The 10,610-nt window shown below is 73.2% G+C and carries 10 protein-coding genes; 4 read left to right on the top strand and 6 right to left on the bottom strand.

Going from position 1 to position 10,610, the window contains the following annotated elements:
• Positions 1-50 precede the first annotated feature (50 nt).
• Entirely contained in the window at positions 51-779 is a 729-nt protein-coding gene (locus AC13HU_RS21410) for a class I SAM-dependent methyltransferase (RefSeq protein ID WP_483043530.1), read from the bottom strand.
• Positions 780-986: 207 nt separating this feature from the next.
• Between AC13HU_RS21410 and AC13HU_RS21405 the strand changes: the two genes are divergently transcribed.
• Positions 987-2,978 carry a S53 family peptidase gene (locus tag AC13HU_RS21405; RefSeq protein ID WP_483043529.1) on the top strand — a complete coding sequence of 664 codons (1,992 nt, stop codon included), beginning with the start codon at positions 987-989 and terminating at the stop codon, positions 2,976-2,978.
• A gap of 25 nt (positions 2,979-3,003) precedes the next feature.
• Here AC13HU_RS21405 and AC13HU_RS21400 read toward each other — a convergent pair whose 3' ends face one another.
• Positions 3,004-3,630 (bottom strand): hypothetical protein, encoded by a 627-nt coding sequence (locus tag AC13HU_RS21400; protein WP_483043528.1) that lies wholly within the window; start codon positions 3,628-3,630, stop codon positions 3,004-3,006.
• A 232-nt stretch (positions 3,631-3,862) separates the two neighbouring features.
• Here AC13HU_RS21400 and AC13HU_RS21395 point away from each other — a divergent pair, with 232 nt between their 5' ends.
• Both AC13HU_RS21395 and AC13HU_RS21390 read left to right on the top strand, forming a co-directional pair.
• Positions 3,863-4,540 carry a thiaminase II/PqqC family protein gene (locus AC13HU_RS21395; RefSeq protein ID WP_483043527.1) on the top strand — a complete coding sequence of 226 codons (678 nt, stop codon included), beginning with the start codon at positions 3,863-3,865 and terminating at the stop codon, positions 4,538-4,540.
• A 140-nt stretch (positions 4,541-4,680) separates the two neighbouring features.
• A complete protein-coding gene (locus AC13HU_RS21390; RefSeq protein WP_483043526.1) occupies positions 4,681-5,184 on the top strand; it encodes a DUF4232 domain-containing protein in 504 nt (167 codons plus the stop codon).
• A gap of 515 nt (positions 5,185-5,699) precedes the next feature.
• Here the strand turns inward: AC13HU_RS21390 and AC13HU_RS21385 are convergent.
• The 4 genes from AC13HU_RS21385 to hrcA all read right to left on the bottom strand — a co-directional run bounded on the left by AC13HU_RS21385 (position 5,700) and on the right by hrcA (position 9,888).
• The gene (locus AC13HU_RS21385) at positions 5,700-6,443 is read right to left on the bottom strand and encodes a 16S rRNA (uracil(1498)-N(3))-methyltransferase (RefSeq protein ID WP_483043525.1); all 744 of its coding nucleotides are present in this window, start codon (positions 6,441-6,443) and stop codon (positions 5,700-5,702) included.
• The gene (locus tag AC13HU_RS21380; protein WP_483043524.1) at positions 6,440-7,504 is read right to left on the bottom strand and encodes a nitronate monooxygenase; all 1,065 of its coding nucleotides are present in this window, start codon (positions 7,502-7,504) and stop codon (positions 6,440-6,442) included. The genes AC13HU_RS21385 and AC13HU_RS21380 overlap by 4 nt, the downstream gene beginning before the upstream one ends.
• Before the next feature lie 230 nt (positions 7,505-7,734).
• Positions 7,735-8,871: a molecular chaperone DnaJ gene (dnaJ, locus tag AC13HU_RS21375; RefSeq protein WP_483043523.1), complete on the bottom strand. Its 1,137-nt coding sequence runs from the start codon at positions 8,869-8,871 to the stop codon at positions 7,735-7,737.
• On the bottom strand, positions 8,872-9,888 hold the full coding sequence (gene hrcA / locus AC13HU_RS21370) for a heat-inducible transcriptional repressor HrcA (RefSeq protein ID WP_483043522.1): 1,017 nt from the start codon (positions 9,886-9,888) through the stop codon (positions 8,872-8,874).
• Positions 9,889-10,139: 251 nt separating this feature from the next.
• Between hrcA and AC13HU_RS21365 the strand changes: the two genes are divergently transcribed.
• The coding region (locus AC13HU_RS21365; RefSeq protein ID WP_483043521.1) for an MBL fold metallo-hydrolase at positions 10,140-10,610 on the top strand (471 nt) is incomplete at its 3' end.

Raw genomic sequence — 10,610 nt, 5'->3', positions numbered from 1 at the left:
CACCCACCCACCGCAAGGTCGCGCCGGACCGCAAACGGGGCACCCGGGGGTCAGGGGCGGCGGAAGAGCGCCGTGTGGAGGAAGGGCTCGCCGAAGTACGGGGAGGTCGGCGGCTCGTCCCGCATCGGGCGCAGCTCGACCTCGGTGAGGTCGGAGAAGATCCGCCGCAGGTCCTCGGGGCGGTACGCGATCCCGCCGTGGAGCGCGGCGTCGCGGTAGAAGGCGTCGTCGGGCAGTTCGGACCCCATCTCACCCGCGGCGAAGCAGGCGAGGGCGAGGTGGCCGCCCGGCGCGAGGTGCCGGTCGAGGAGGGCGAGGTAGCTGATCCGGCGGTGCGGCGGGAGGTGGTGGAAGCAGCCGGAGTCGCAGATCAGGTCGTAGCGGCCGCTCAGCGGGACCGCGGCCGGGTCGAACGCGTCGCCCCGGTGGAAGCGGACGGCGGCGCCGCTCTGCCGCGCGCGGCCCTCGGCCCAGTCGACGGCGGCCGGCGAGAGGTCCACCGCTTCGACGTCGAACCCGGCGGCGGCCAGATACAGGGCGTTCCGGCCCGGCCCGCAGCCCAGGTCCAGGGCTCGGCCCGGCGTGACCAGGCCCCGGTCCACGTACGACGCCAGGTTCTCGTCCGGCTTCTCGACGAAGAACGGGATCGGCCGCTCCCGGTCGGCGTAGAACCCGTCCCACCAGGCGGCGCCCTCCGCGCTCCACCGGTCTCCCCCACCCGCGAACAACCCGTCGAGCAGCTTCAGTACGTCGTCGACCGTACGAATATCCCGGTCCAATGGGTCCCCCTTTTGTCCAGACCGTCTCCGGCCCCAAACACTACGGGCGGGCACCCGGGCGAGCCAGGGTGCCCTTGTAACACCCGAACTGATGAAGTTTCAGCCGCCGCCCGCGGCAATCTCCCGGTATCCGCGTTGCCCTTCCCCCGCAAAGGGACATGCATCACCGGAAGCCCCGCACCACCCACCACCGAGAGGTGACCGCCCATGCGCCGGCGCAGCCGCACGCTCCTTGCCCGTACCGCGTCTCTACTGGCCACCGGGCTGGTGGTGGCCGGCACGCCCGCCGCCGCGCACGCCGCCGGCCCGTCCGCCGTGCCCGCCGGGCGGATCGGGCTCCCCGGCACGCCACCCCCGTGGGCGACCGCGCAGGCCGACCAGGGCCAGGCGCCGACCGGCACCAGCGTCACCGCGCACGTGTACCTCGCCGGCCGCGACCACGCCGGGCTGGAGGCGGCGGCCCGTTCGGTCTCCGACCCGGCCTCGGCGCGGTACGGCCAGTACCTCACCCCGGCGGAGGTGCAGGCCCGGTACGGCGCCACGCCCGGCCAGCAGGCGGCCGTCCGCGACTGGCTGACCGGCGCCGGCTTCCGGGTGACGGCCGCGGACGCGCACCAGTTCACCGTGCAGGGCAGCCCGAAGGCCGTCAACGCCGCGTTCAGCACGACCCTGCACCGGTACCGCAAGGGCGGCCACGTCTACACCGCGCCGGTCACGGCCGCCTCGGTGCCGGCGGACGTGGCCGACGCGGTACTGACGGTGACCGGCCTGGAGGACACCCCGCACCTGGCGACGCCCAAGGCCGCACCCGCCGCCGCGCCGGGCGACCAACTCCCCTCGCCCAGCTCGGCGTTCGTCAACGCACCACCGTTCTCGGCCAGTTGGGGCGACCACCCGGCGGCCGGTGTGCCGCAGGCGTACGGCGCCGTCCCGCCGTACGCCGTACGGGGCTACACCGGACGGCAGTTGCGGGGAGCGTACGGCGTGACCGGCTCGGGGCTGTCGGGCCGCGGCGTGACCGTGGCGGTGGTGGACGCCTACCACTCCCCGACGCTGGCCGCGGACGCCGGAACGTACGCCGAGCGCAACGGTGACGCGCCGTACGGCGCAGACCAGTTGACCAGCGTGGACGCCCCGGCCTGGACCGACACCGCCGCGTGCGGCGCGGCCGGCTGGTACGGCGAGCAGTCGCTCGACGTGGAGGCCGTGCACGCGATGGCGCAGGACGCCCATATCAAGTACGTCGGCGCGGCATCCTGCGACGACCCCGACCTGCTGGCGGCCCTGAACACCGTCGTGGACCGCCACCTCGCGGACATCGTCAGCGACTCGTGGGGCGAGCCGGAGGGCGCCGCGGACCCGGCGATGGACCCGGCCTACGACCAGGCGTTCACCACCGGCGCGCTGGAGGGCATCGGCTTCTACTTCTCCAGCGGCGACGACGGCGACGACAAGGCGTCGACCGGCACCAAGCAGAGCGAGACGCCCGCGTCGCGGCCGTGGGTGACCGCGGTCGGCGGGACGTCGCTGGCGGTGGGCGCGGACGACGGCTACCGCTGGGAGACCGGCTGGGGCACCGACAGCTCGCGGCTGGACGCCAACGGGACCGCGTGGGCGTCGCCGCTGCCGGGTACCTTCGGCGACGGCGCGGGTGGCGGCGCGAGTTCGCGGGCGGTCCAGCCCTGGTACCAGCGCGGCGTGGTGCCGGCCGCCCTCGCACAGCCGGGCGGCGGGCGCGCGATGCGGACCGTCCCCGACATCGCCGCGGTCGCCGATCCCACCACCGGGTTCCTCGTCGGCCAGACCCAGACCTGGCCGAACGGCACCGTGAAGTACGGCGAGTTCAGGATCGGCGGCACCAGCCTGGCCGCGCCGGTGATCGCCGGCATCCAGGCGCTCGCCCAGCAGGCGCAGGGCTTCCCGATCGGCTTCGCCAATCCCCGCCTGTACGACCGGCAGCACGCCGCCGACTTCCACGACGTCACCGACCACCCGCTCGGCGCGAACAGCCAGTTGGCGGCCGTACGGGTCGACTACCGCAACAGCGTGGACGATTCGGCGGGCACCTCCACCACGCTGGAGTCCCTCGGCCATGACTCCTCCCTGACCGCGGTCCCCGGCTACGACGAGGTGACGGGGATCGGCTCCCCCGCCGCGGCCTACCTGCGCTCCTTCCAACTCCCGCCCGCCAAGCGGTAGTACGGCCCCCACGGGTGGGAACGGGCTAGCGGCAGGGGCCGGAGGTCACCTTCGTACGGACGGTGTACATCGGCTCCTGCTTCGCGGCGCGCGTCCCGTGCGAGGTGGCGCCTGTCGCGGGTACGGCCGACACGAAGACCAGGCACGCCTGGTGTTCGGTGGTCACGAGTTTGCCGTAGCTCTCCCACTGCATGCCGGTGATGACGTAGCTGTCCACCGCGCCCGGCGGCGGCCGGTGGGGATCCGCGACAAGTTCCAGGAATTCGAACTGCTCCGAGTCGGTCGCATCCTCCACCGCGATGGCGAACGCGCCCTCGTCGGGTGTCGTCACGATCGGCTTGTCCGCCCGCACCGGGCGCGCCTCGAAGTCGGTGGCAAGACTGCGGGTGCGGCTCAGCAGCGCGCCGTCCGTCCAGTGCGGCCCCGCGTCGCTCTGGTCCACCTCGTACCAATGCCAGTTGAGCAACGCCAATATGACGTACAGCAGGATGCGCACCACGGCGAGCGTGGCTGTCTTGTCGGCCTCGGAATATTCCGCGGTGTCGGCATGCCGCATCCGCCGGATACTGCGGTAGACGGCGAAGTAGCCTTCGGCCGCCACGACCGCGCCCATCGCGCACTCACCGGTCACGAGCCTGACGAATGGGGTCATCCCTCCCCCTCCTTCGACGCCCTTCAAAACCTCCCGCCCATCCGACACCGGTCTGCGTGAACGCGCCTGCCCGGTACGACTATCGAGACCGGTCGGTGACAATCCGTCGGGCGGAGGAGACGATTCCGTCACACCACGACCCCGGGGCGGGCGTGGTATCGGGTCAACGCGCGCCGATACGGGTAGATTTCAGGCGGCCACCCGGCTTTCACGGGGATTTCCGGAGGTTTGCGTGCAACCGCTCGACGAACGGTACGGCGAGGCACGAGAGTTGTGTGTCCGCACGCAGCGCGAACTGGCGGATGCCGCCGCGCGCAACGCGTTCGTGGACCAGGTGGAGGCCCGCACCGCACCGCGGGAGCGGCTGGTCCGCCTGGTGGCGGAGGAGTCGCTCATCGTGCGCAGCGACCGGCGCAGCTTCGCCCTGGCGGCGTCGCGGTTCGGCGGCGACGACGCCGCGGCCGAACTGTTCCTCGGTCTGGCCCAGGGCGAGACACGGGCGTTGGAGCTGCTGGCGCGGCTGGGGTCGGCACTCGCCCCGGCAGGCCCACCCGCGCGGCCGGCCGGCTGGCGGCCCTCGCCCGCCGCGCAGGGGTATCCGCACTACCTGGGCTGGCTGGTCACGTCGGGGACGCGCAGCGAACTGGCGCTGGCCCTGCTGGTCAACTTCGGCTTCTGGGGCGGCTACTGCGCACGCCTGGCGGACGCCGTACCGCCGCGTTACGACCTGACGGCCCATGACGTGGAGTTCTTCGCGTTCTTCTCGGCACTGCCGCCCGGGTTCGAGGAGCAGGCGACCCGGCTGCTCCAGGCGGGCCTGGACGCGGGAGAGGATCCCTCGGCGGCGATGGAGGCGGCGCGGCTGATGCAGGCGTACGAGGCCGCGTTCTGGCAGTCGTTGGCCGGGTGAGGTCAAACCCCCACGTACCGGTGACGCGACTGTGGCGCTACCGGGACAATTTTCGCGCCCCTGTCGGGCAACAATCGAGTTGACCATGGTTCCGCCGGGGAGAGCGCGGGGCCGCTGAGCAAGTCGAGGAGCACGAGTTGATGCGTACCAACCGGAAGATTGCCGTCACCCTCGCCGTCGCCGCACTGGCGGCCGCCGCCGGTGCGGGAGTCGCGCAGGCTTCGCCGACCAAGGGCACGAGCCCCGCCCCCTCCGCCTGCCGTCCGGCCAACCACCTCGCGAAGATCACCCAGACGGACAGCACCGCCGGGCACCGCCACTACCGCGTCACCCTGACCGCGCCGCGCGGCTACGAGTCGTGCAAGCTGGCCGGCTCGCCCACCGACGTGCACTTCACCAACCACGACAAGAGCGTCAAGCTCACCGCGAAGCGCTACGGCAGCCAGCGGACCGCCGTGACCTTCGGCCCGGGCCACCCGGTGCACTTCGACATCCAGGTGCGCAACAACGCCCACGGCGTCGCCGCGAACGAGGTGTCGTTCACGCTCCAGGCCCCCGGCGGCGAGATCCCCGGCGCCTCCTTCGCCGACGGCAAGCTCACGGTCGCCAAGGGCACCCTGATCGGCCCGGTCCAGCGCGGCTGACCTGCTCCCGGCCCCCGCTGGGCGCCCTCCTGCCCAGCGGGTAGTCGCCAGGCGACACCACACCGGCTCACGGTGTGGACGACGCCGACCCGCACGCCCTCCACGCGGGCCCGCACGTACTCCGTGCCGGCCCGCGTTCTGCGTTGCGCGTTGTGTGTTGTGTGTTGTGTGTTCTGCGCAGTGTGTTGCGCGTTGCGCGTTCAACCGCCCGCAGAACCCCGCCCGTCGGCGGCCCCCGCCAACCGGCCCTGCACGGCGACACCAACTCCTCCGGCCACCGGCCGGTGACCTTCCCCACCTCGCTCGCCCAGGTCCCCGCGCACACCACCGCGCAGTGGCCGGGCACCGGCGGGCAAGTGCAGCACTCCGAGGGCGTCGATATCCACACCTGCAACGGAACTACCGCCCAGGTCTGGCAACGCAGTCCGACGCGCCCAGCCGGCGCGAGGAACCGCGCGCGCAACCCACCACCGGCAGGTGGTCCCGTGACCGGCAGCAACCAGGCACCCCGGGGGTCAGGCCCAGCGGCCCGTGAGGGCCATCAGCAAGGACACCGCCGCCACCCCTGCCGTCGAGGTGCGCAGCACCGTCGGGCCCAGCCGGTACGCCGCCGCGCCCGCTTCCGCGAAGAGCGCCAACTCCTCGGGGGAGACGCCACCTTCAGGTCCGACCACCAGCACCACGGAACCGGCGGTGGGCAGTTCGGCGCCGGCCAGCGCGGCCGAGCCCTCCTCGTGCAGCACCGCGGCGAAGTCCGCCTCGGCGAGCAGCGCGCAGAGTTGACGGGTCGTCACCTGCTCGGCCACCGAAGGAAACCGCAGCCGCCGGGCCTGCTTGGCGGCCTCCCGCGCGGTGGAGCGCCACTTCGCCAGGGACTTCGCGCCGCGCTCGCCGCGCCACTGCGTCACGCAGCGGGCCGCCGCCCAGGGCACCAGCGCGTCCACCCCGGCCTCGGTCATCGTCTCCACGGCGAGTTCGCCGCGGTCGCCCTTGGGCAGCGCCTGGACGACGGTGATCGACACGGCCGGGGCCGGCTCGGCACGCGACTCGCGTACCTCGACGTCGAGGACGTCCTTGCCGGCGACCGCGCCGACCACACCGCTCGCCCCGCGCCCGGCGCCGTCGGTCAGCACGATCTCCTCGCCGACCTGGAGCCGCCGCACGGACACCGCGTGCCGCCCCTCGGCGCCGTCGAGCCGTACCGTCGCCGGGGCGCCGTCGAGCGCGTCGGGGCCGACCAGGAACACCGGGGCGGTCATGCGCGGGCCTCCTGAGCTGCGTGCAGTTCGGCGACGAGGGTCTCCACCAGCGCGCCCGCCGACAGCTCCCGGGCCAGCCGGTGGCCCTGCCCGGCCCACAGCGCCATCGCCTGCGGATCGCCGAGGTCGGCCGCGGCCCGGCGAACCGGCTGGGTCAGGTGGTGCAATTGCGGGTAGCCGGCCGGGGCGTAGCGGCCGTGCTCGCGGACGAAACGGTTGAGCAGGCCGCGCGCCGGGCGGCCGGTGAAGGCGCGGGTCAACTCGGTATGGGCGTACACCGGATCGGTGACCGCCCGTTTGTGCAGCGGGGACGCGCCGGACTCCGGGCAGACCAGGAACGCGGTGCCGAGCGCGGCCGCGGCGGCGCCCGCGGCGAGCACGGCGGCGATCTGCTCGCCGCGCATCAGCCCGCCGGCGGCGATCATCGGCAGTTGCACCGCCTCGCGGACCTGCGTGATCAGCGACAGCAGCCCGAAGCCGGTGCCGTCGAGCTGGGGGTCGTCGCGGTGGGTGCCCTGGTGGCCGCCGGCCTCGACGCCCTGCACGCACACCGCGGCCGCCCCGGCCCACTGCGCGGCCAGCGCCTCCGCGGGCGTGGTGACGGTGACGACGGTGTACGTGCCGGCCTTCGCGAACGCTTCCAGCACGGCCCGGTCGGGGCAGCCGAAGGTGAAGCTCACCATCGGCACCGGGTCCTCCAGCAGGATCGCCACCTTGGCGTCGTAGGCGTCGTCGGAACCCGCCTCCGGGTCGCCGAGCGCTGTGCCGTACCAGGCGGCCTCGCCGGCGAGTTGCTCGGCGTAGACCTCGACCGCGGACGGATCGACGGTGCCGGGCTGCGGCATGAACAGGTTCACCCCGAACGGCTGCGAACTGGTGTCCCGCAGTTGCCGGATCTCCTGGTACATCGCGTCGGACGTCTTGTACCCGGCGGCAAGGAAGCCGAGGCCGCCGGCGCCCGACACGGCGGCCGCCAGCCGCGGATTGGACGCGCCACCGGCCATCGGGGCCTGAACGATCGGGTAAGCCGAATAGGAGGAGAGATCGGTCAACGCGGGCATGTGGTCATCGTGTCACGTAGGGTGCCGCGCCAGATGCCGAGGGGTGGCCGGGGCGGGAGACCGCCGGCGGCGGGCCGCCTGCGAACGGCGTCCCGCCGCCCGTACAACACGCCGCCCGTGCAGCGCCCGTACGGCAGCGGCAGGCGGCGGGCCACCGCCGTACGACAGCAGCAGGGCGGCCGGTACGGCAGCCCGCCCGCCGAACGCGTGCACCCGCCCGTGCAGGCGTCCTACCGCCCGTTGAAGGCGTCCTTCAACCGGGAGAACAGCCCTTGCTGGCCGGGCGCGAACTGCCCGGTGGGCCGCTCCTCGCCGCGCAGCTTCGCCAGCCGCCGCACCAGGTCCTCCTGGTCGGCGTCGAGCTTGTGCGGGGTGACCACCTCGACGTGCACGATGAGGTCGCCGCGCCCGCCGCCGCGCAGGTGGGTGATGCCGCGCTGGTGCAACGGGATCGACTGGCCGGACTGGGTGCCGGGCCGCACGTCGACGTCCTCCAGGCCGTCCAGCGTCTCCAGCGGGCACTTCGTGCCGAGCGCGGCCGCGGTCATCGGGATGGTGACGGTGCAGTGCAGGTCGTCGCCACGCCGCTGGAAGACCGCGTGCGGCAGCTCGCGGATCTCCACGTACAGGTCGCCGGCCGGGCCGCCGCCGGGGCCGACCTCGCCCTCGCCGGCGAGCTGGATACGGGTGCCGTTGTCGACGCCGGCCGGGATCTTCACCGTCAGGGTCCGCCGGGAACGCACCCGGCCGTCGCCCGCGCACTCAGGGCACGGGGTGGGCACCACGGTGCCGAAGCCCTGGCACTGCGGGCACGGCCGCGAGGTCATGACCTGGCCGAGGAAGGAGCGGGTGACCTGGGAGACCTCGCCGCGGCCGCGGCACATGTCGCAGGTCTGCGCGGAGGTGCCGGGCGCGGCACCCTCCCCGTTGCAGGTGCCGCAGGTGACCGCGGTGTCCACCTGGATGTCCTTGGTGGTGCCGAACGCGGCTTCGTCCAGCTCGATCTCCAGCCGGATCATCGCGTCCTGGCCGCGCCGGGTGCGCGAACGCGGGCCGCGCTGCGAGGACTGCCCGAAGAAGGCGTCCATGATGTCGCTGAAGTTGCCGAAACCCGCGCCGAAGCCGCCCGCGCCGCCGCCCCCGCCCGCGGCGGACAGCGGGTCGCCGCCGAGGTCGTAGACCTGCTTCTTCTGCGGATCGGAGAGGACCTCGTAGGCCGCGTTGATCTCCTTGAACCGCTCCTGCGTCTTCGGGTCCGGATTGACGTCCGGGTGCAGCTCGCGGGCGAGGCGGCGGAAAGCCTTCTTGATCTCGTCCGGGCCCGCGTCGCGGCGTACGCCGAGTACGGCGTAATAGTCCGTGGCCACCTACGACTCCGCCAGGATCTGTCCGACGTAACGTGCCACTGCGCGTACCGCTCCCATCGTTCCGGGGTAGTCCATGCGGGTCGGTCCGACCACGCCTAGCTTGGCGACTGCCTCGTCGCCCGAACCGTAGCCGACCGCCACCACGGAGGTGGAATTGAGGCCCTCGTGAAAATTCTCATGCCCGATCCGGACCGTCATGGTGCCGTCGGCGGTCTCCCCGAGGAGTTTGAGGAGAACCATCTGCTCCTCGAGCGCTTCGAGCACCGGCCGGATCGTGAGCGGGAAGTCGTGGTGGAACCGGGTCAGGTTGGCCGCACCGCCCAGCATGATCCGCTCCTCCTTCTCCTCGACGAGGGTTTCGAGGAGGGTGACGAGCACCGCGGCGACCGACGGGCGGTCGTCGGGGTCGAAGCTGTCCGCCAGGTCCTGCACCAGCGGCGGCACATCGGGGAAACGGCGGCCGGTGACACGGCTGTTGAGCCGGGCGCGCAGGTCCGCGAGGACCGTCTCGCCGACCGGCCCCGGACAGTCGATGATCCGCTGCTCGACCCGGCCGGTGTCGGTGATCAGCACCAGCATCACCCGGGCCGGCGCGAGCGAGAGCAACTCCACATGGCGCACCGACGAGCGGGTCAGCGACGGGTACTGCACGACGGCGACCTGCCGGGTGAGCTGCGCGAGCAGCCGCACGGTGCGGGCCACCACGTCGTCGAGATCGACGGCGCCTTCGAGGAAGTTCTGGATGGCGCGGCGCTCGGCACCCGACAGCGGCTTGACGCCGGCGAGCCTGTCCACGAAGAGCCGGTAGCCCTTGTCGGTGGGGATACGGCCGGCGCTGGTGTGGGGCTGCGCGATGTAGCCCTCGTCCTCCAGCACCGCCATGTCGTTGCGCACGGTGGCCGGGGACACCCCCAGCGAGTGGCGCTCGGTGAGCGCCTTCGACCCGACCGGTTCCTCGGTGCCGACGTAGTCCTGAACGATGGCACGCAGCACTTCGAGCCTGCGTTCGCTCAGCATCGCGCACCTCCAACCCGGCGTCCCGGCCCTACAGCCTGGCACTCCTTCGTTTCGAGTGCCAGCGCTCCCGCAGTCAGTGTACGGCGCGGCAGCAAGGGCTCGGCAAGAGCGGCAGCGATCCGGTCTCGCGCGGCGGGCGGTACGGGCGATACGCGCGGTACGTACGCTGCCACGCCGGTGCCACGCGCGCGGCCGGGGCGGCTCCGGGGGTGCGGCGCGCGGCGCGGCCGGCATGGCGATAGCGTCGAGTGGTGAGCGATGAGGACAGTGCCGCAGCCGGCACGGCACCGGACGCCGGCGGGTCGGTGTGGGAGCACCTCGCCCCGGGAGTCGCCAGGCGGCGGCTGCCGCACCTCAACGTGACCATCGGGTTGGTGGTCGGCGCGGACGGGGTGCTGATGGTCGACACCGGGTCCACGCTGCGCGAGGGGGCGGAACTGCGCGCCCAGGCCGAGGCGCTGACCGGCCGCCCCGTCACCCATGTCGTGCTCACCCACGGGCACTTCGACCATGTCTTCGGCACCGCGGCCTTCCCCGACGCCGAGGTGTACGGGCATCACGCGCTCGACGGCTACCTGCGCCGCGACGGCGACGCCCTGCGTGCGGACGCGGTCGCGCACGGCACCGACCCCGCGGAGGCGGCCGACGCGGCCGCCGCACTGCGCCGCCCGACCCACCCGGTCGTCGACCGGCTCGCCCTCGACCTCGGCGACCGCCCGGTC

It is taken from the genome of Streptomyces sp. NH27, assembly GCF_056859195.1.
This window is presented reverse-complemented; position numbering and strand designations above follow the sequence as displayed.